Here is a 19,994-nt window from a genome sequence, read left to right as displayed (position 1 = left end):
GGCGCTATCGTCCTGGGGTCCCCGTGCCCCTTGGGATGATGCTCGCCCCCTTCATCCGAGGGGCCGGGGATCCGACGAGCGAACGGGAGCCCGGCCGCTGGTGGCTGGCCTGGAGGACGCCCGATGGCCCGGTGACCGCGACACTCGCCCCAGTCTCGGGGATCCCCCGAGCGGTCGAAGAGGTCGCAGCGACCGCCTGGGGGCCGGGGGCGCCGTGGTTCCTCGAGCGGCTCCCGCTCCTCCTCGGCGCAGGCGACGACCCGGACGGGTTCGAAGCCCATCACGACCTCATCGCTGCTCGATGGCGCCGGCTCTCCGGGTGGCGAGTGCCCTCATCCGGGCTGGTCTTCGCCGCGCTGGTCTGCGCCGCCATCGAGCAACGGGTGACCGGCAAAGAGGCCTTCGCTAGTCAGGCCATGCTCGTGCGCCGGTTCGGGACGCCCGCTCCCGGTCCGGGGGAGGAGCGCGGGCTGGTCGTCGCCCCGGAGGCCTCGGGGTGGGCGATGATCCCCTCGTGGGAGTGGACCCGAGCCGGCGTCGATGGCGGTCGCGCCCGCACCGTGGTCGCGGCCGCTCGCGTGGCCCCGCGCCTGGAAGAGTGCGTCGACCTCCCCCTGGAGGCCGCGCTACGCCGGCTGCGAGCCCTGCCCGGGGTCGGGCGATGGACCGCGGCCGAGGTGTCCCAACGCGCGCTCGGCGACCCTGACTCGCCCAGTTTTGGCGACTACCACGTGGCGACCGAAGTCACCCTCGCGCTCACTGGCGTGGCGGGTGACGACGAGGACCTCGCGGATCTGCTCGCCCCCTACGCCGGGCACCGGTACCGGGCGCAGGTGCTCGCCCTCGCCGGTCCGCGTCGCGAGCGTCACGGCCCGCGCCGGTCCTTGCCGACCCATCTGCCGACGCGCTGGCGTTAGCTCCGCGGCCGTAGGGTTACCCGATGGCCGCCGGGGTGGCGGTCATGCTTACCGTGCAGGTCTTCGGCCGCTTCGGCGACCGCCAAGCGAGCGGCCGCCACACCGAGGAGGTACTCGTCGGGGCAGGTCAAGGCGATGTGCGCGACCTCGGCCGCGATCTCGACGTCGGCCCCGAGGGCCTGCGCGTCGCCCCAGGCGTCGAGATCGGCGAGCGCCAGGTCGAGCGCCCGGGTGACGCGTTCGGCGAAGGGGGATCCTCCGAGCGAAGGGAGTCCGATCCGTTCGCTCGCGGGGGATCCGGGCGCGACGCCGAGCGCCCCTCGGACCGCCTCGACCGGTCCGAGCGCGAACCAGTCCGATGGTCCGCTCCGGACCAACTCGCGGGCGCTCCCCGGACCGAGCCAGGCCTGCGCGCCGCGCACGATGGCGACGGGGACACCGGCGCCCTTCCCCTTCACGAGGTCGGCGGCGGCTGCCAACTCATCGGCGACTGCGCGCACGGTGACGGCGAGCGTGTGCCCGTCCTCGTCGGTTTCGCCGCGATGGTCGAGGAGGGTGCGGACCCCGCTCGCGCCGATGGCGAAGTCGCTCAGCCCGTGCCGCCAGGGACGCCCCGCCGTGTCCGAGATGATCACCCCGAAGCGATCGGGGGCGAGGTCTAGGGCCGAGGCGAGCGCGGTGTGGAGCTCACGGGCCGCATGATCGGGATCGGCTGGCAGGAGCAGGACGGTGCCGGTCTCACCGGTACTCGAGGCATCCACGCCGGCCGCGGCCATGACCGGGCCGGCGACCGCCTCAACGACCCGGGTCGGGCCGTGCGCGCCCGCCCGCTCGGCGACGACCCGCTTGGTGTGCTCGGCGATCGCGAGTTCTCGCTCCGTCGCCGGGCGGCGGAGGCCCTGAACCTTGGAGATCACCTTGCTGGTCACGACCACGATGTCCCCGGCGGCGACCGAGGCGTGCGCGGCGATGGCGGCGGCGAGGTCGTCACCGGCCCCGAACTCGGGCAGTCCGGTGACGGGGTCGATGACGACGGTCATCGGCGGACGTCGTGAGCGAGGTCGAGCGCTGCGGTGGCCAGATCGGCCTCGTCGTCGGCACCGTCCATCAGCAGGTCGCGGTGGTGAGCGCGAACCGTCGGGCCTTGGCGGGTGGGCGCCGGCGCCGCATCCGCCGGGTCGACGAGCCAGCCGTCGAGGAAATCGCGATAGAGGCCGGCGACCCCGGCCGCGGTGCTCGGCACCCCGATCGCGTCCAGGCAGGTGTCGGCGTGACCGCGGACGGGGCGGCCGGCGATGATCGGGCTCACCCCAACGACGGGGGCGCTCGTCCCTCGCAGAGCATCACGCACCCCCGGGACACCGAGGATGATGCCGATTGAGACGACCGGGTTGCTCGGCGGCAGGAGCACCAGATCGGCCGTGCGGATCGCGTCGAGGACACCGGGGGCGGCGCTCGCCCGATCCAGCCCCGCGACGATGAAGCGGCTCGGGGTGGGTTGCGCACCGCCGCGGACCCACCACTCTTGGAAATGCAGTGCCTCTTCGCCCTGGGGGCCGTCGATCACCGCGTGGGTCTCGACGGGGACATCGCTCATGGGGCGAAGCGTGACCCCCTTCTCCGGCAGGCCCCACCGCGCCGCCAGCCGACCCGTCACCTCGGTGAGGCTCGCGCCCTCGGTGAGCCACTGCGTGCGCGCGATATGGGTCGCGAAGTCGCGATCGCCCAGGGTGAACCACCCCGGCTCGGCGCCGTAGGCGGCGAGGCCTTCTTGCACGCGGTAGCCCTCATCGGTCAGTCCCCAACCGCGGTCCTCATCGGCGCCGCCACCCAAGGTGTAGAGAATCGTGTCGATATCGGGACAGATCCGCAGGCCATGCATGGTGATGTCATCGCCGGTGTTGGCGATGACCTGGACATCGGGAGATTCGCCGCGCTGGGCGAGGGTGGCGAGCAGGCCGCGAGTGAAGCGAGCGCCACCCACGCCGCCGGAAAGAACGGTGATACGCATGGCAGGAAGTCTCTCAAAGGCTGCGTCCTCCCTCGGTCGCTGCACCCCTCACCCCAAGGGCCCCAATACAGGGCATCGCTTGACATTTCGAGGATGACACGCGTGTAATTTCGGTGATGTCGTTCTCCCGTCACCGGGCGGCGGACCGGCGTCGGGTCGAACAATTCGAGGAGGGGCCGTGCACGAATTGACCTTGGTGGTGGACCAACCGGACGGGGACGAGGAGCTGTCCTGGCAGGAGCGATCGCTCTGCGCGCAGACCGACCCGGAGGCGTTCTTCCCCGAGAAGGGGGGATCGACCCGCGAGGCGAAGCGGGTCTGCACCGGCTGCGAGGTGCGCCGAGAGTGCCTCGAGTATGCGCTCGCGAACGACGAACGATTCGGGATCTGGGGTGGCCTCTCCGAGCGTGAACGGCGCAAACTCAAAAAACGCGCGGTCTGATGTCGCGGTGACCGCGACCACCGACCTCAGCCCCACCAGTAGACCGTCCCGACGGCCCACCGCACGTCCCCTCCAGGTGACGGCCGTGATGGTCCTGCGCGATCGCGACGACCCCGCGGCCGCGATTGCTGCCCTGCGCGACCAAACGCGCCCGGTCGAGGAGGTCCTGCTCGTCGACGGGACGCTTCATGGCCTTCCCGACCTCGACGACATCGCCGCCACCCTGGGCGACCTGCGCGGTGGGGTGGCGCAGGCGCGGATCGAAGGGACCACCGGGCTGCGGCGCGCCCTCGCCGGGCTCGTGACCGATCTCCCCGAGCATCTCGGCGACCCCCCTGCCGACGCCGAGCACTACGTGTGGTTCCTCACCTCGCGCTGCCGCCCGCATGAGGACGCACTCAGCCACCTCACCGAAGCCGTTGGCCGCGATATCGCGATGGTCGCCCCGGCCCTGATGAACCGGCACGACCCGACGACCTTCATTCGCCGGGGCCTTCAGGTCACCGCGACCGGACGCCTCGTCGCTCAGCCCCGCTTTGGCGAGGTCAACCAGGGCCAGTACGACGCCGACGTCGATGTCCTCGCGGCCCCGCTCGACGGTCTGCTGGTCTCGCGTGATCGCTACCTGGCCTTGGCCGGACACGACCCCGCCCTCGGGGATCTTGGAGCGGACCTCGACCTCGGCTGGCGCTCCCAACGCTCCGGGGGTCGGGTGGTGATCGCTCCCGATGCGGTCGTCGAGGCCGAGCCGAGCGCTGCCGAGCGCCAGGTGAGCGACGAGCATCGGCGCCAAGCGCGTCGGGTCGCGCTCGCTCGGTGCAGTTGGTGGGCTGCCCCCTTCATCGCCGTGTGGCTCCTCCTCCAGACCATCGTGCTGGCCGTCGGGCTGATCGTGCTGAAACGCCCGGCCCAGGCCCGCGCCGAACTCTCGACCCTGCCGGCCCTGATCGATCCCCGGGTGCTGGCCGCGCGATGGCGGGGCAGATCCGCTCGCGGGGTAGCGCGGCGCGATCTCGCTGGGCTGTTCGTCCCTGCTCGCGACGGTTGGCGGCGAATCGTCGACGACTACCGCGGCGTGGGCCCCGGGCGCGGGGGCGTGGACGCGCGCTCGCTCGAGCACGAGCGGGCCACCACCTTGCGGCACCCCCTGCTCTATCTCGTCGTCGCCGTGGTCGCGGTCTCGGCTGTGGCCGGCCGGGCCATCATCGGAACGATCCGCCAGACACCCGGCGCCGGCCTCGTGGGCGGTGAACTCCTCGGTGGTCGCGCCGAGTCCTCCGGCCTGTTCGCGCTCTGGCGTGACGGCTGGAATGGCGCAGGGTGGGGCGCAGCGGGCGAACAGAGCCCGGCGTTCGCCCTGCTCGCTGGCGCGAGTTGGGTCGTGGAGCACATCCCCGGCCTGCAGGACTCGGCGTCACCGGGCGGCCTCGTCCTCGCCGCGGTCGTGATCGCCGGACTGCCCCTGGCTGCCGTCAGCGCGTATGGCGCCGCCCGCGTGTTCGACGTCGGAGCGTGGTGGCGCGCCCTCGCTGCCCTCGCGTGGGTCTCCGGTGGCGCGATCGCCGGGATCATCGGCGAAGGGAGGATCGGCGCGATCGTCGCGCTGGTGCTGCTACCCCGGATCGCGGCGGGGGTGGTCCGGGCGAGTCGGACCGACGGCACCTTCTCGGGGGCGGTTCGCACGGCCCTCTGGGCGGGACTGCTGGCCTGGTTCGTCCCCTTCCTCGGATCCCTCATCGTGGTCCTCGGCCTCGCCTGGACCCTGATCGGTGGTGGATCACGCCGGCAACACGGCTGGGTCCTCACGGTGATCCCGCTCGCGATCGCGGGTCCGTGGCTCACCACGCTTGTCTCCGAGCCCGCCCAAGTGTTCGGGGGGTGGGGTGTGGTCGCACTCCGCGAGGAGACGACTCCCTGGCTCCTCGCCCTCGGCGTCACCGAGTCAACCCCACACCTTGGGACCTGGTTCGCCATTCCGCTCGTCGTGGTCGCCCTTCTCGCCCTGATGATCCCCGGGAAGCGCCCGCTCACGTGGGCGGCCGGCGCCCTGGTCGTGATCGGCGTCCTCATCTCCCTCGCCGCGCCGCGGATCGTCCTCGGCACAGTGCCTGCCGGGCAGCCCGATGCCGGAGAGGTGATGACCGCCTGGCCCGGAGTGGGAGCTCTGCTCTCGGCGCTTGGAGTGATCGCCTTGGCGCTCACGGCCGTCCCCCTGGTTGCGACCCGTTGGCGCGCGCGCTGGAGGGCCCTGACCTGGATCCCGGCCGCTGCCGCGATCGCCGGCATCCTCGGTTCGATCGGGTTGCTCGCGTGGCAGGGGTTCGGGGCCAACTTGCAGGCCTGGAAGGAGCCGCGGCCACCGGTCGCGGTCGAGCACGCCGAGGGCCCGCTCGCGGGCCGTTCGGTGGAGGTCTGGCGCGACGGTGAGCGACTGGCCTATCGGATGATCGGACGCGAACCGGCGCCCTTGACTCGCGGCGTCCCCGCCGCGAGTGCTCCGGGCAGCGCCGACGATCGCGTGGAGGCCGCGCTCGCCGATGTCCTCGGCGTCGGTGAGTCCCAGCAAACCGCGCCCTCGCAGACGCTTGCTCGAGTGGGTATCGGCTACGTGGTGGTGCATCGCCCCACCGCGCGACAGGCCGCCGAGCTCGACAGCTTGGCCGGGTTCGCCCGCCTCGGGCGAAGTGGTCAGATCACGACCTGGTCGGTCCGCTCGGAGAGCGACGCGCATCCGCCGAGCCGCGTGCGCCTCGCCCGCGATGGCTCCTCCCTGCCGATCACGGGCGCTCGCGACCACGCGGCGCTGGTGGCGCCCGAGCGGGTCGCTGGCGGCGGGACCCTCGAGGTCGCCGAAAGCCTGGATTGGGCATCGCACGCGGTCGTGAGCGCGGACGGGTCGCCTGTGCCCCTCGCCACCAAGGGTCAAAACCCCAGTTACGTGATCCCGGACGGCACCGAGGCCGTCGATATCGACCTCGCGATCGGGCACCCCGTATGGAAGGCGCTCAGCGTCCTGATGCTCGCGATCGCGCTCTACCTGGCCCTGCCGACCGAACAGCAGCGCCGATCGGAGGACGAGCGGTGACCCCCCGCGAGCAGGACCCAGCGGCCCCGGACGAGGCCCCCGCCGTGGACGAAGAGCGGCCCGCCGTCGACGAGCAGCCCGCCGTCGAGGAGGCGAGCGAGCCGACCGCAGAGCGGGCCTGGCGTCGACGCGCCCGCGCCACCCTGGCGCCAGCCGCCCGGGTCGCCCTCGTCGGCGGCGCGGTCGCGGCGCTGGTCGCGGCTGCCGGCGCGACCTCGCGTGAGGTCTCCCTGGCAGCCTCGCCGGCCGCCTCGGGGTCCACGGCTCGGGCGGTAGCGGCGACCGATGCCCTGCTGACCTGCCCAGGCGCCCCGCTGTCGGGGACCTCGGGCGTTGCCAGCCAGTCCCTTCCCAGTTCGTATCTCGCCCGCTCGGCCCCGCAGCGAGTGATCGAAGCGATCGTCACCCCAAACGATGACGCTGGCGATATCGAGATCGCGGCGCCTGGTGTCACGCGTCCGATCGCGACCTCGAGCACCGACGTGGCGCGCGGAGCGAGCCCGGCCGGGGGAGTGCAGGTCCGGGCGAAGGGGGCTCGCGCCGCCGGCCTGATCGCGAGCCAACAGAGCGTCGCGACGTCCGAGACCGTCCGGGGCCTGGCGGTGATCCCGTGCGCGGCACCGACCACCGAGTCGTGGATCGTCGTCGGTGGCGATGCCCCGGGACGCCAGGAGCGCCTCGTGCTCACCAATCCCGGCGAGAACCCGGTCCAGGTGCGCCTCACGGCCTACCGCGGGGACGGAACCCGCGAACGCGTCGGCGGCGAGGACACCGTGATCCCACCGAACGAGCGCCGCAATGTGCTCCTTGACGGCTTAGTGGGGACCGATGGGGTGCAGGTCGTGCGCGTGCAGGCCGAAGGGGCGGCCGTGGGGGTGAGCGCGGTCGACACCTGGCTCGACGGGGTGACCCCCCGGGGGATGGCCTACGCCGCGCCGACGGCGGCGCCCTCGCGCGAGGCCGTGATCACCGGGGTGCCGAAGGGGGCGGCGATGCGCCTCGTGCTCGCCGCGCCCGGCGAGGAGGACGCGGTCGTGACCGTGCGCGCGCTCGTCGACGGCGAGCCCCGGCAGGTCAATGTCGCCACGGTGACCCGCGGGTCGTCGGCGACGGTCCCGATCAAAAACACTGCTGGCGCGCGCGGCTTCCTGATCGAATCCGATGTCCCGGTCCTCGCGAGCCTGGAATCGACGGTGACCGAGGCGGGCGGCGATCTCGCCTGGAGCCCGGCAACTCCGCCGATCACCGACCTCGCCGGGCTCGCGACGAGTCCGAGCATCGAGGGCACCGCCGTCACCCGCACCCTCACCATCGCCGCCACCGGCAAGCCGGCGACGGTCGAGGTCACGACCGTCGCCGATGGGGAGCCGCAGACGCGCTCGGTCGAGGTGCCTGCCGACCAGGCCGCCGAGGTCGCCCTCGACCAGGCCGAAGGGGTCTGGGTCCGACCGGTTCGCGGTGATGGCGTCCACGCGGCGGTGGTGCTGAGCGGACGCGGGAGCGGCGGGCGTGCCCTCGCCGAGGTCGTGCCGCTGGTGCCCGCTCGAGCAGCGGTCCAAGAGGTCGAGCTCGCCCCCGTCCCGTAGCGGGGCAGATCAGCGCCCCGGTCCTCCGACCGCATCGTCGACGTCATCGGCATCGACGCCGAGGATCAGGGCCACCTGCTCCACCAGCACCTCATACACCACGTCGTGGATGTCGTCACCGCGCTGGACGAGAGACTCGATCGGTCGGCGGTAGAGCACCACTCGGGTCGGGTGCCGGCCGCTCGCGGGGAAAACCCGAGCGAGCGCGACGCCTTGCTCCCAGCGGGTGGGGGCAAGAGGCGGCACGTCCTGGACGGCGAACTCGACCTCCTGCCAGTATCGGCCGAGCACCGATCGGAAGCGCTCGGTCGTCGTGACCACGAGGTCGTCGAAGGCGGCGCTGCGGGTCACCATCGCGGGGACCGGGGGCCACGCAAGCGGCCCGCGGCGGCCACGTCCACGGCGATCTCGGGAGGGGATGGTCACGGGGTTCAGCCTACGCACGGCCCGGCTGGGGAATCAGTCCTCGGTACCCCTTCGGGCGGTTACCTCCTCGCAAGCCCCTCACCTAGCGTGGCGGGGGTTACCAACGGAAATGGGGTTCGATGTCGAAGGGTCGGCCGCGCGAACGCGCCGAGCAGTTGGGTTATTCGGAGCAAATGAGCGTCATGCTCGATGAGGGATCGCGGCGACAAAAGGCCCGCAAACTCATCGCCGTGATCCGTCACGCTCTCGGCCGCGACGACCTCGCCGGACTCACCGCCGTCGACGTGGGATGTTCGGCGGGTTTCATCGCCGACGAACTCGCCGAGGCCGGGGCGAGCACCTCTGGCGTCGACATCGACGAGCCCGGGATCGCCCGTGCCCGGGCGCGCTTTGGTGATCGAGTCGACTTCCAGATCGCCCGCGGGGAGGATTTGCCGTTCGCCGATGAATCGGTCGATGTCGTGGTGCTGAACCACATCTACGAGCACGTGGTCGACCCGCAGGCCGTGATCGCCGATATCCATCGGGTGCTTCGGCCCGGAGGGGTGCTCTATCTCGGCGCCGCCCATCGCTGGCAGTTCATCGAGCCGCATCACCGGCTCCCCTTCCTGTCCTGGCTGCCGCAAGGACTCGCCGACCGCTATATGCGCATCACCGGCAAGGGGGACCACTACTACGAGCAGTTCGCGACGGTCGCCGGGCTGCGACGCCTGATGAGCGCTTACAACGTCTGGGATTACACCCTGCCGGTCCTCGCGGACCCGGTCGCGTTCGCGGGCGAGGACATCGTCCCGGCCGCCGTGTCGCGACTGCCCGAAGGGCTCCTCGCTCGGCTCCTGCCGATCGTCCCCACCTATATCTGGGTGGGTTTCAAGGGCGAAGGGCGACCTGCTGGTCCCGCGCTCAGCGTCGGCCCGCGTCCGATCGCGACCGCCTGATGCGCTGTTCGGCGCGCCATCGCGTCGACGTGCTCGCGGTGGCCTAACCTGCACGGGTGAGTGTGTCTCGGAAGTGCTCGCGGGCGGCATGCCCGAACCCGGCGACGTCGACCCTGACGTACGTGTACTCGGACTCGACGGTCGTCCTCGGTCCCCTCGCGACCTACGCGGAACCGCACGCCTATGACATGTGCGACTTCCACGCGAGCCGGCTGACCGCGCCGCGCGGATGGGACGTGGTGCGCGTCGGCGGCGACCAGCCGCCCCCCGAGACTCACGACGATCTCCTCGCGCTCGCCAACGCCGTGCGGGGCGAGGGTCCGCGCCGTCCGGCAGCGCCGAACACGCCCGCTCCTGCTGTCACCGAGGCGACGACGGCGAGCCCCATGCGAGAGACCTCGCGCCGCGGTCATCTTCGGGTGCTTCGCGACGTCTAAGGGGGCTCTGGTCGAGGTGTCCGCCCGGGCCCGCGGCAAGGAACTAGGCTGACCGCCGTGACCCACACTCTTTCCGACTTCGTCAAGGCCTATGACGTGCGTGGCCTCGTCCCTCAGCAGCTCAACGTCGACGTGGCCTGGGCCCTCGGAGCCGCCTTCGCCGAAGTGGTGGCGCGCGCCGAGCTGGACGGCGATGGACCGGCGCGGGTCGTGATCGGCCACGACATGCGGCCGAGTTCCCCCGAGTTGGTCGAGGCCTTCGCCGCCGGGGTCACCGCCCGTGGCGTGGACGCCTTGCTGATCGGCCTGGCGAGCACCGATGGCCTTTACTACGCCAGTGGCGCGCTCGGGATCCCCGGAGCGATGTTCACCGCGAGCCATAACCCAGCCGAGTACAACGGCATTAAGTTGTGTCGCGCCGGAGCGCGCCCGGTCGGCCAGGAGTCGGGATTGGCGGACATCCGCGACCGCGCTCAAGAGCTCCTCGACTCCGGGACGAGTGGCTTCTCCGATGTCCCGGCAGGCCAGATCGAGCGCCGGGATCTGACGGCCGACTACGCCTCCTTCCTGCGGGGGATCGCCGACCTCAGCGAGATCCGCCCCCTTCGCGTCATCGTCGATGCCGGCAATGGCATGGCCGGGCTCACCGTCCCTGCCGTGCTGGGGACGGCGGCGGGCCTGCCCGCGCTCCCGCTCACCCTCACCGAGATGTACTTCGAGCTCGACGGGACCTTCCCACATCACGAGGCCAACCCACTCGACCCGAAAAACCTGGTCGACCTGCAAGAGGCCGTGCGCACGAAGGGGGCGGATCTAGGGATCGCCTTCGACGGTGACGCCGACCGGTGTTTCGTCGTGGACGAGAAGGGCGATCCGGTGAGCCCGAGCGCGATCACCGCGATGATCGCTGCGCGCGAGATCGCCCGTGAGGTCGCCTCCGGGCGCTCGGCCGCCGACGTCGCGATCGTGCACAACGCGATCACCTCGGCCGCGGTCCCGGAAATCATCGCCGAGCACGGAGCACGACCGGTCCGTACCCGGGTCGGACACTCCTTCGTCAAGGCGGTGATGGGCGAGCACGACGCGGTTTTCGGCGGCGAGCACAGCGCTCACTACTACTTCCGTGACTTCTGGTTCGCCGACACCGGCATGCTCGCCGCGATGTACGTCCTCGCCGCCCTGGGCGAGAGCGACATCCCGCTGAGTGAGGTGATGGCCCCCTTCGATCGGTACCCCGCCTCGGGGGAGATCAACTCCACCGTCTCCGATGCCGCCGAGGTGACCGAGCGGGTCCGCGCCTGGGCCCTCGACGGTCCGCAGGAGGTCGGAGTGGACGAACTCGATGGCCTCACCGTCACCTCCTCGGCCGAGCCGATGTGGTGGTTCAACCTTCGGCCCTCCAACACCGAACCCCTGCTGCGCCTCAACGTCGAAGCGGCCGATCGCGCCACGATGGAGCGAGTCCGCGATGACGTCCTCGCCGTCGTGCGCAAGGCCTGACCCACCGACCCACCGCCTTAAAAAGAAGGAGATCAACGGACATGACCACGGCGAGCATCGAACCCTGGCTGCGCGAGATCTTGCGCTGTCCCGCCTGTCGCGCCGAGTTGCGCGACGCCGAGGGCCCTAAGGGCCCCGAACTGCAGTGCGTGAACACCGCCGAATGCGGGCTCGCCTACCGCGTCGATGACGGCATCCCGGTGCTGCTGGTCGACGAAGCTCGCCAGCCCTGACCGACCCGCACCCAGATGACCCCCTTCGACGAGACTCGGCTCGATGACGCCGAGGCGCGCAGCCGGATCGACCGATCGGACATGCTCCGAGCGCTCGCGACCGCCGGGGCCCAAGCACGTCTCGGCTGGACCCTCGCCGAAGAGGCGGGAATCGCGCGGCTCACCGGGGGCGAGCGTCCGCGCGCGGTCCATATCGCGGCCCTTGGAGCGAGCGAAACTGTCGCCGAGATCGCGAGCGCGCTCGTGCGCCGGAGCGGTTCGGTCCTCGTGACGACCGGCGGTTCGGGTTCGCTCCCGGGGTGGGTCGGGCCGCTCGATCTCGTGATCGGCGTCTCGCTCACCGGGCGGGCCGAGGGTCCGGTGGCCCAGGCCCACGAAGCGGCTCGCCGGGGAGCGGCGGTCCTGACCGTCGGACGTCCTGGGACAGCGCTCTCCGAGGCGAGTGCTCGGGCCCGCGGCATCCACGTCCCCGTCGGCGATGAGCTGCGACGCTCCCGCACGGCCCTGTGGAGCCTTGCCATCCCGGCGCTCGCCGGACTCGCCGCCGCCGATGTCATCGACCTTCCCGCCGATCTGCCCGGTCGGGTCGCCGACCGCCTCGATGAACACGCCGAGTCCTGCCGGCCGGACGCCGAACACTTCGTGAACCCGGCGAAGATGCTGGCCTTGGGCCTTGCCCCGGTGGTGCCGACCGTTTTTGGCGATGGCCCGCTCACCGGGGTCGCCGCTCGCCGGGCGGCCGCGATGCTCTCGCGCACGGCCCGAATCCCGGCCTCCTCCGGACGACTGCCCGATGACGCCTCACGCCTGATCGCCTGCCTCGAAGGCCCGTGGACCGGCGCCGCCTCAGCCGCTCCCGATGGGGGTCGGGACATCTTCGCCGACCCCTACCTCGACGCGCCGAGCACCCCGCCGCTCGGGGTGCTCCTCCTGCGCGATCCGCTGCCCGAACCGGTCACTCCAAGCGATGCGACGCGCCACGATGTGGCGCAGTCGATCCACGATCACGCCGAGCGCTCCGGGGCGATGGTTCGCGAGGTCGTCGCCGAGGCCGGACCCGATCTCGTGCGCCTCGCTGGCCTGATCGCGCTGACCGACCTCGCCGCCACCTATCTGTCGATCGGTTACGGGATCGACCCGGCGACCGCCCCCGGTCTCCGGGACATCCACGAGGGAGCCTGATGACTCACGTCGATCTCGCCATCATCGGCAGCGGGTCGGGCAATATGCTCCCCGGCCGCGATCTCGGCACGGCCGGAATCGACCAGGTCGCGATCATTGAAGGGGGACCCGTCTTCGGCGGGACCTGCCTCAATGTCGGATGCATCCCCACCAAGATGTTCGTCCGGGCCGCGGACGCAGCCGCCGAGGCCCGCGATAGCGCGCGCCTCGGCGTCGACGCGGTCGTCGAGCGCGTGCGATGGGCCGATATCCGCGACCGGGTCTTCGGCCGAATCGACCCCTTCGCGGTCTCCGGTGAGGAGTACCGCCGCACCGGGAAGCACACCTCTCTGCTGCGCGGACACGCGCGCTTTACCGCGCCGCTCACCCTCGAGGTCGACCTGCTCGACGGGGGGACCGAAGAGGTGAGCGCTGACCAGATCGTGATCGCCACCGGGTCGCACCCGCACGTTCCCGAGATCGTCCGGGCGAGCGGCGTCCCCTTCCACACCTCCGACACGGTGATGCGTCTTGACGAGTTCCCGGCACGGATGATGATCATCGGCGGCGGGTTCATCGCGGCCGAAATGGCGCATGTCTTCGGGTCGTTCGGTGCGCAGGTGAGCGTCATCGCCCGGAGTTCACGACTCCTGCGGCACTCGGATCAGGACATCAGCGCCGCCTTCACCGCCGCGGCCATGGAGCAGTGGGATGTCCACCTCGGCTGCGAGATCCTCGCGCTGCGCGGCGGCACCGAGGGTGAAGAGATCACCGCGGTCTTAAGCGATGGCAGCGAGGTCAGCGCCGACGTCCTGCTCGTCGCGACCGGTCGCCACCCGAGCAGCGGCGACCTCGGAGTGCAGGCAGCGGGTGTGCAATGCCACCCCGATGGACGGGTGGTCGTCGATGAGTTCGGCCGGACCACAGCGCCCGGCGTCTGGGCCCTTGGCGATGTGTGCTCGCCGCTCATGCTCAAGCATGTGGCAAACCAGCAGGCGCGGACCGTCGCGCACAACCTCGCCCACCCCGATGACCTTCGTCGCTTCGTCCTCACCGCGATCCCCGGAGCGGTCTTTAGCCACCCGCAGGTCGCGGGGGTCGGGCTCACCGAACGCGATGCGCGCGAGCGCGGCCACGACGTCGTGACCCACACCCAGATGTACGGATCCACGGCCTACGGTTGGGCCCTGGAGGACACGACCAGCTTTTGCAAACTCATCGGGGACCGCCGCAGCGGCGCCCTCTTAGGGGCGCACCTCCTCGGCCCCGAGGCCTCGACGCTGATCCAGCCGTTGATCCAGACGATGGCTCTCGGCACACCGCTCGAGGAGGTCGCTCGCGGCCAATACTGGATCCACCCCGCCCTCACCGAGGTCGTCGAAAACGCCCTGCTGGGTTTGATCGACGCCCTGCGCGCCCCCAAGGAGAACTAATGGCCGGCGGACTCGTCGCCCTGCTCGATGACATCGCCGCCTTTGCGCGGCTCGCCGCGGCTTCGGTCGACGATGTCGGCGCGGCCGCCGCTCGGGCGAGCGCGAAGGCGGCAGGGGTCGTCGTCGACGACACCGCGGTCACCCCCCGGTACGTGCAGGGTCTTTCGGCCGAGCGTGAGTTGCCGATCATTAAGCGGATCGCGATCGGCTCCCTTCGCAACAAGTTGCTCCTGATCCTCCCGGCGGCCCTGCTCCTCAGCCAATTCCTCCCCTGGGCCCTCACCCCGATCCTGATGGTCGGTGGCGCCTATTTGTGCTTCGAAGGCGCCGAGAAGATCTACGAGCACTTCTTCCACCACGAGCCCGCCGAGGCCGCGCAGGAGGAGGGGCCGGTCGATGAGGACAGCATCGTGAGCGGCGCCGTGCGCACCGACTTCATCCTCTCGGCCGAGATCATGGTGATCTCGCTCAACGAGGTCGCCTCCGAGCCCTTCGTCAGCCGGGCCCTCATCCTCATCGTCGTCGCGATCGCGATCACGGTCCTGGTCTACGGGGTCGTCGCCCTCATCGTGAAGATGGACGACATCGGCCTGCACCTCGCCGAAGGGGACGGGGGGAGCGCTCGCTTCGGCAGCTTCCTCGTTCGTGCCATGCCGAAGGTCCTCACCACCTTGTCCGTCGTCGGGGTCGCGGCGATGCTGTGGGTCGGCGGTCACATCCTGCTCGTCGGGGTCGACAACCTGGGCTGGCACGGCCTCTACGGCTTCGTGCATTCGATCGAAGGGGGAGTGGCCGACCTCATCCCCGCGATCGGTGGCGTGCTCGCGTGGATCGTCAACACCCTGGCCTCGGCCTTGCTTGGCCTCATCGTCGGCGCCATCATCGTCGCGGTCATGCACCTCATCCCGCGGGGGCGAAAGGCTCACTGACCCCCTTCGGGCCAGGGCCAACGGCTAGACTGGGCGCACGACGAACGGCGTGGGTGATGACCCGCGCGCCCAGATGGGCCGCGCCGAGCGCTACCAACACCACTTTTGCGAAATGAGTTTTGTCTTGTCTTTTGACTACCAGGTCGCCGATCTGAGCCTCGCCGAGGCCGGCCGTCACCAGATTCGCCTCGCCGAGCACGAGATGCCGGGCCTGATGAGCCTGCGCGAGGAGTTCGGCGAGTCCAAGCCGCTCACCGGTGCCAAGATCGCCGGATCCCTGCACATGACCGTGCAGACCGCCGTGCTCATCGAGACCCTGACCGCGCTTGGCGCCGAGGTCCGTTGGGCCTCCTGCAACATCTACTCCACCCAGGACGAGGCCGCCGCCGCGATCGTCGTCGGCACGGGCACCCCGGAGGACCCCCAGGGTGTGCCGGTCTTCGCCTGGAAGGGCGAGACCCTGCCCGAGTACTGGGACTGCACCGAGCAGATCCTCACCTGGCCCGGTGGCGAGGGCCCCAACATGATCCTCGACGACGGTGGCGACGCAACGATGCTCGTGCTGAAGGGCCGCCAGTGGGAAGAGGCCGGGCAGGTCCCGCCGACCACGGAAGAGGACTCCGAGGAGTTCGGGGTCTTCAAGGAGCTCGTGCGCCGCACGCTCGCCGAAGACCCCACGAAGTGGACCACGATCAGCAAGGGGATTAAGGGCGTCACCGAGGAGACCACCACGGGTGTTCACCGCCTCTACCAGCTGGCCGAGGCCGGCGAGCTGATCTTCCCGGCGATCAACGTCAACGACTCGGTCACCAAGTCCAAGTTCGACAACAAGTACGGCTGCCGTCACTCGCTGATCGACGGCCTGAACCGCGCCACCGATGTCCTGATCGGCGGCAAGGTCGCGGTGGTCTGCGGCTACGGCGATGTCGGCAAGGGCTGCGCCCAGTCCCTCGCCGGCCAGGGCGCTCGCGTCATCGTGACCGAGGTCGACCCGATCTGCGCCCTGCAGGCCGCGATGGAGGGCTTCCAGGTCGCCCAGCTCGAGTCGGTCGTCGACACCGCCGACATTTTCGTGACCACCACCGGCTGCTATGACGTCATCACCGCCGACCACATGGCTCGGATGAAGAACAAGGCGATCGTCGCCAACATCGGCCACTTCGACAACGAGATCGACATGGCCGGGCTCGCCAAGATCCCCGGCATCCAAAAGACCGAGATCAAGCCGCAGGTTCACGAGTGGACCTTCGCGAGCGGCAGCTCGATCATCGTCTTGTCCGAGGGCCGCCTGATGAACCTCGGGAACGCCACGGGCCACCCGAGCTTCGTGATGAGCAACTCCTTCGCGAACCAGACGATCGCCCAGATCGAGTTGTTCACCAAGCCCGGCGAGTACGCCAACGAGGTCTACACCCTTCCGAAGCACCTCGATGAGAAGGTGGCGCGCCTGCACCTCGACGCGCTCGGGGTCGAGCTCACCGAGCTCACCAAGGGCCAGGCCGAGTACCTCGGCGTCGATGTCGCCGGCCCGTACAAGCCGGAGCACTACCGGTACTAAGGCGCCGACCGGAGCCTGCACCCGGTGACCGACGCTCCCTTCGCCCACGCGTGGCGAAGGGAGCGTCGGCCTTTAAGTGTGTGAAGATGGCGAGAACAATCGCTTCTCCCTCCGCACGGAAAGGACCCCACGTGAACGGACGGGTACTCGTCGTCGATGACGACCTGGCGCTAGCGGAGATGCTCGGCATCGTGCTGCAGAAGGAGGGCCTCGAGACCACCCACGTCGCGGATGGCTCGAAGGCCCTCGCGACCTTCCGCGAGACCCGCCCCGACCTCGTGCTGCTCGACGTCATGCTCCCGGGCATGGACGGCATCGAGATCTGCCGTCGGATCCGTCAGGAGTCCGGGGTCCCAATCGTCATGCTGACGGCGCGGACCGACACGGTCGACATCGTGGTGGGCTTGGAATCCGGCGCCGACGACTATGTCGTCAAGCCCTTCAAGCCCCAGGAACTCATCGCTCGGATCCGGGCACGCCTGCGTCGCGGGGATGAGCCCGAGCCCGAGCGCCTCACGATTGGTGACCTCGAGATCGACGTCGCGGGTCACTCCGTGCGCCGCGGGGATCAGACGCTCGCCCTTACCCCGCTCGAGTTCGACCTGCTCGTCGCGCTCGCACGCAAGCCGTACCAGGTCTTTAGCCGCGAGGTGCTCCTCGAGCAGGTCTGGGGGTACCGCCACGCCGGAGACACCCGCCTCGTCAACGTCCACGTGCAGCGGCTTCGGAGCAAGATCGAGCACGACCCGGAGAATCCACAGATCGTGGTGACCGTGCGCGGTGTCGGATACAAGGCGGGACCGGCCTAGCCGATGACCGACGGACCGTCGCCCGCGGGGTCCGCGGCGGCTCGGGCCGTGCGGACGGTGCGCAACGCCTTCGTCGGCGTGATCCAGCGGTGCTACCGCGCCTGGCGGGGCTCGCTCCAGGTCCGGGTGATCATCTCCACCCTGCTGCTCGGTGTGGTGACCGTCTCGCTCGTGAGCGCGTACATGTACAGCAGCATCGCCGACGGGCTCGTCGAAGATGCCGTCACCTCGGCCCAGGCGGAGTCGCGGCATCTGACCTCGCAGGCCCAGGGCTATTTCGATCAGACCGACCGGACTTACTCGGTCGATCAACTGTCGGCGTCGGTCTCGAATACCGTCGATCAGCACCTGGCGTCGCCCGGTAAGGACAACAGCCGCTACGTGATCTTGATCCGCTCGCTGAACAACACCGAGCCGACCGAGTTGGACACCGTCTACCCGCGCCGGGCGGGTATCGGGCCGGACCAGGTCCCGACCGAGTTGCGCCAGGCGGTCGCTGCCGACCCGGGCCGACAGCAGACGACGGTGATCGACCTCGAACGGACGACTCCGGCGAATCCTGCCGACCCGAGCGATCCGGCGACCACCACCCAGACCGTGCCCGCGGTGGTGGTCGGCTCCCAGGTCCAGATCCCAGGCGCCGGCCCCTATGACCTCTACTTCATCTTCCCGCTCGATCAGGAGGAGCGGACCCTCGATGTCGTCGGGCGCTCCTTCCTCCTCGGCGCGGTCCTGCTGATCTTGCTGGTCTCGGCGGTCGCCTATGTCGTGACGCGCCAGGCGGTGACCCCGGTCCGGCGCGCGGCGAGCGTCGCCGAGCGGCTCGCCGCCGGCCACCTCAACGACCGGATGGCCGCGCGGGGCCGCGACGAGCTGGCGATGCTCGGCCAGTCCTTTAACGAGATGGCCGACAATCTGCAGGCCCAGATCCGCCAGCTCGAGGGTCTTTCACGCGTGCAGCAACGCTTCGTCTCGGATGTCTCCCACGAGCTGCGGACCCCCCTCACCACGATCCGGATGGCCGCGGAGGTGATCAATGCCTCCACCGACGAGATGAACCCGGTGACCGCTCGGTCGGCAGAACTGCTCACGACCGAGTTGGACCGTTTCGAGGCACTGCTCGCCGACCTGTTGGAGATCAGCCGCTTCGATGCGGGTGCGGCGGTCCTCGAGGGCGAGCCAAGCGATCTCGTCGGGATCGTCGCGCGCGCGGTGGTCTCGGCCGAACCGATCGCGAAGCGCCGAGGATCGGAGGTGCGGGTCCATAGCAGCGGCCCGGCGATCGCCGATGTCGACGCTCGCCGGATCGAGCGGGTGCTGCGCAATCTCGTCGTCAACGCCGTCGAGCACGGCGAAGGCCGGCCGGTCGATATCTACATTGCGCGAAATGACTCGGCGGTTTCCGTGCTCGTCGCCGACCGCGGGGTCGGGCTGCGCGCCGGCGAGGCCTCGATGGTGTTCAACCGCTTCTGGCGGGCCGACCCGGCCCGGGCCCGGACCACCGGGGGGACCGGGCTCGGCCTTGCCATCTCCTTGGAGGACGCCCGCCTTCATCACGGGTGGTTGCAGGCCTGGGGCGAACCCGGGGAAGGGTCCCGCTTCCGGCTCACCGTCCCGATCGAAGCTGGGGGACAGATCGAATCGGCACCACTCCCGCTCACCCCGCGGGAGGGGGAACTCGCGGAGATCGACCTATGAACCCGAAGATCACCCGTCGGGCGATCCTCGCCGGAGCCGGGGCGAGCGCGCTGCTCGCCGGGTGCGGGCTGAGCGCCGATCGCACGGTTCGTACGGGTCTTCCGATCGCCGGTCCGACCGATGACGGGGTCGCAGTGCGCCCACCCGGCCCCACGAGCGGAGCCTCACCGGAACAGATCATCAGCGGGTTCATGCGAGCTGGGGCCACGACGGGCCCGGAGTTGGCGGTCGCTCGTTCCTTCCTCACCGAGCAGGCCCAAGCCGCGTGGAACCCCGACCAGCAGACGGTCGTCTACGGTTCGACGGCACCGACGATTACCCGGGTTGATGACCAGACCTACCGGGTCCGCCTGCGCGATCTGGTCGCCCGGATCGATGGCGACGGTCGGTACGCGACGGCCCCGCCGAAGGACGAGATGAGCCTGGAGTTCAGCCTCGCGATCCTCGCCGGCGAATGGCGCATCTCGGCGCTCCCCGAGGACTACGGCCGCGCCCTGCACACGGTGCTTGTCGGGCGCATGTATCGCAACTACTACGTCCACTACCCGGTGATCGGCTGGAACTCCCTCGTCGCCGATCTGCGCTGGATCCCGCAGGATCAACAAAGCACCCGGCTCGCCCGGGCCCAGCTTGGGCCGGTCCCCGGATATCTCTCCGGCGCTGCCCGCACCGACGAGGGCGCGCGCCTGAGCGTCGATGCCGTCCCCGTGATCGGCGGGTCCGCGCAGGTCGACCTGCGCGCGGCCAGCCTCTCCGAAGACGTCACCGTGCGGACCAATCTCGCGGCGCAGTTCGTCGCCACCTTGATGCAACTGCCCGGGGTCGCCGACG

At 70.3% G+C, this 19,994-nt stretch carries 17 protein-coding genes and 1 pseudogene; 15 read left to right on the top strand and 3 right to left on the bottom strand.

Annotated features, from left to right (window positions below):
* Nucleotides 1-23: 23 nt before the first annotated feature.
* Nucleotides 24-917: a DNA-3-methyladenine glycosylase gene (locus tag AB8K43_RS06445; RefSeq protein WP_370892630.1), complete on the top strand. Its 894-nt coding sequence runs from the start codon at nucleotides 24-26 to the stop codon at nucleotides 915-917.
* Here the strand turns inward: AB8K43_RS06445 and cofE are convergent.
* Both cofE and cofD read right to left on the bottom strand, forming a co-directional pair.
* Entirely contained in the window at nucleotides 914-1,957 is a 1,044-nt protein-coding gene (gene cofE / locus AB8K43_RS06440) for a coenzyme F420-0:L-glutamate ligase (RefSeq protein WP_370892628.1), read from the bottom strand. The genes AB8K43_RS06445 and cofE overlap by 4 nt on opposite strands.
* Nucleotides 1,954-2,928 (bottom strand): 2-phospho-L-lactate transferase, encoded by a 975-nt coding sequence (gene cofD / locus AB8K43_RS06435; protein WP_370892626.1) that lies wholly within the window; start codon nucleotides 2,926-2,928, stop codon nucleotides 1,954-1,956. The genes cofE and cofD overlap by 4 nt, the downstream gene beginning before the upstream one ends.
* 178 nt (nucleotides 2,929-3,106) lie before the next feature.
* On the opposite strand from cofD, the gene AB8K43_RS06430 reads away from it, so the two are divergent.
* From AB8K43_RS06430 to AB8K43_RS06420, 3 genes are read left to right on the top strand one after another with little or no spacing between them, the layout of a single operon-like run.
* The gene (locus AB8K43_RS06430; protein ID WP_370892624.1) at nucleotides 3,107-3,370 is read left to right on the top strand and encodes a WhiB family transcriptional regulator; all 264 of its coding nucleotides are present in this window, start codon (nucleotides 3,107-3,109) and stop codon (nucleotides 3,368-3,370) included.
* 7 nt (nucleotides 3,371-3,377) lie between these two features.
* Nucleotides 3,378-6,455 carry a hypothetical protein gene (locus AB8K43_RS06425; RefSeq protein WP_370892622.1) on the top strand — a complete coding sequence of 1,026 codons (3,078 nt, stop codon included), beginning with the start codon at nucleotides 3,378-3,380 and terminating at the stop codon, nucleotides 6,453-6,455.
* A complete protein-coding gene (locus AB8K43_RS06420; RefSeq protein ID WP_370892620.1) occupies nucleotides 6,452-8,041 on the top strand; it encodes a DUF5719 family protein in 1,590 nt (529 codons plus the stop codon). Before AB8K43_RS06425 ends, AB8K43_RS06420 begins: the two co-directional genes overlap by 4 nt.
* Nucleotides 8,042-8,050: 9 nt before the next feature.
* Here the strand turns inward: AB8K43_RS06420 and AB8K43_RS06415 are convergent, their stop codons facing one another.
* Nucleotides 8,051-8,467, bottom strand: a complete 417-nt coding sequence (locus AB8K43_RS06415) for a metallopeptidase family protein (protein WP_370892619.1) — start codon at nucleotides 8,465-8,467, stop codon at nucleotides 8,051-8,053.
* A gap of 119 nt (nucleotides 8,468-8,586) precedes the next feature.
* Between AB8K43_RS06415 and AB8K43_RS06410 the strand changes: the two genes are divergently transcribed.
* The 11 genes and pseudogenes from AB8K43_RS06410 to AB8K43_RS06360 all read left to right on the top strand — a co-directional run.
* Nucleotides 8,587-9,405 (top strand): class I SAM-dependent methyltransferase, encoded by an 819-nt coding sequence (locus AB8K43_RS06410; RefSeq protein ID WP_370892618.1) that lies wholly within the window; start codon nucleotides 8,587-8,589, stop codon nucleotides 9,403-9,405.
* Nucleotides 9,406-9,461: 56 nt separating this feature from the next.
* A complete protein-coding gene (locus AB8K43_RS06405; protein ID WP_370892616.1) occupies nucleotides 9,462-9,842 on the top strand; it encodes a DUF3499 domain-containing protein in 381 nt (126 codons plus the stop codon).
* A gap of 57 nt (nucleotides 9,843-9,899) precedes the next feature.
* A complete protein-coding gene (locus AB8K43_RS06400; protein WP_370892614.1) occupies nucleotides 9,900-11,342 on the top strand; it encodes a phosphomannomutase/phosphoglucomutase in 1,443 nt (480 codons plus the stop codon).
* Nucleotides 11,343-11,383: 41 nt separating this feature from the next.
* On the top strand, nucleotides 11,384-11,575 hold the full coding sequence (locus AB8K43_RS06395) for a Trm112 family protein (protein WP_370892612.1): 192 nt from the start codon (nucleotides 11,384-11,386) through the stop codon (nucleotides 11,573-11,575).
* Nucleotides 11,576-11,590: 15 nt separating this feature from the next.
* Entirely contained in the window at nucleotides 11,591-12,757 is a 1,167-nt protein-coding gene (locus tag AB8K43_RS06390; RefSeq protein WP_370892610.1) for an SIS domain-containing protein, read from the top strand.
* Nucleotides 12,757-14,169 carry a mycothione reductase gene (locus tag AB8K43_RS06385; protein WP_370892608.1) on the top strand — a complete coding sequence of 471 codons (1,413 nt, stop codon included), beginning with the start codon at nucleotides 12,757-12,759 and terminating at the stop codon, nucleotides 14,167-14,169. The genes AB8K43_RS06390 and AB8K43_RS06385 overlap by 1 nt, the downstream gene beginning before the upstream one ends.
* Nucleotides 14,169-15,098, top strand: a complete 930-nt coding sequence (locus AB8K43_RS06380; protein WP_370892606.1) for a DUF808 domain-containing protein — start codon at nucleotides 14,169-14,171, stop codon at nucleotides 15,096-15,098. The genes AB8K43_RS06385 and AB8K43_RS06380 overlap by 1 nt, the downstream gene beginning before the upstream one ends.
* 124 nt (nucleotides 15,099-15,222) lie before the next feature.
* Nucleotides 15,223-16,656, top strand: a complete 1,434-nt coding sequence (gene ahcY / locus AB8K43_RS06375; RefSeq protein WP_370892775.1) for an adenosylhomocysteinase — start codon at nucleotides 15,223-15,225, stop codon at nucleotides 16,654-16,656.
* Nucleotides 16,657-16,787: 131 nt separating this feature from the next.
* A complete protein-coding gene (gene mtrA / locus AB8K43_RS06370; protein ID WP_370892604.1) occupies nucleotides 16,788-17,465 on the top strand; it encodes an MtrAB system response regulator MtrA in 678 nt (225 codons plus the stop codon).
* A 3-nt stretch (nucleotides 17,466-17,468) separates the two neighbouring features.
* Nucleotides 17,469-19,163, top strand: a complete 1,695-nt coding sequence (gene mtrB, locus AB8K43_RS06365; protein ID WP_370892602.1) for an MtrAB system histidine kinase MtrB — start codon at nucleotides 17,469-17,471, stop codon at nucleotides 19,161-19,163.
* Nucleotides 19,160-19,994: pseudogene (locus tag AB8K43_RS06360) on the top strand (hypothetical protein); the annotation flags it as partial. The gene mtrB and the pseudogene AB8K43_RS06360, both read left to right, overlap by 4 nt.

The sequence above is a fragment of the Janibacter sp. GXQ6167 genome (assembly GCF_041365945.1).
In the GTDB taxonomy this organism is placed as follows: Bacteria; Actinomycetota; Actinomycetes; order Actinomycetales; family Dermatophilaceae; genus JBGFSK01.
This window is presented reverse-complemented; position numbering and strand designations above follow the sequence as displayed.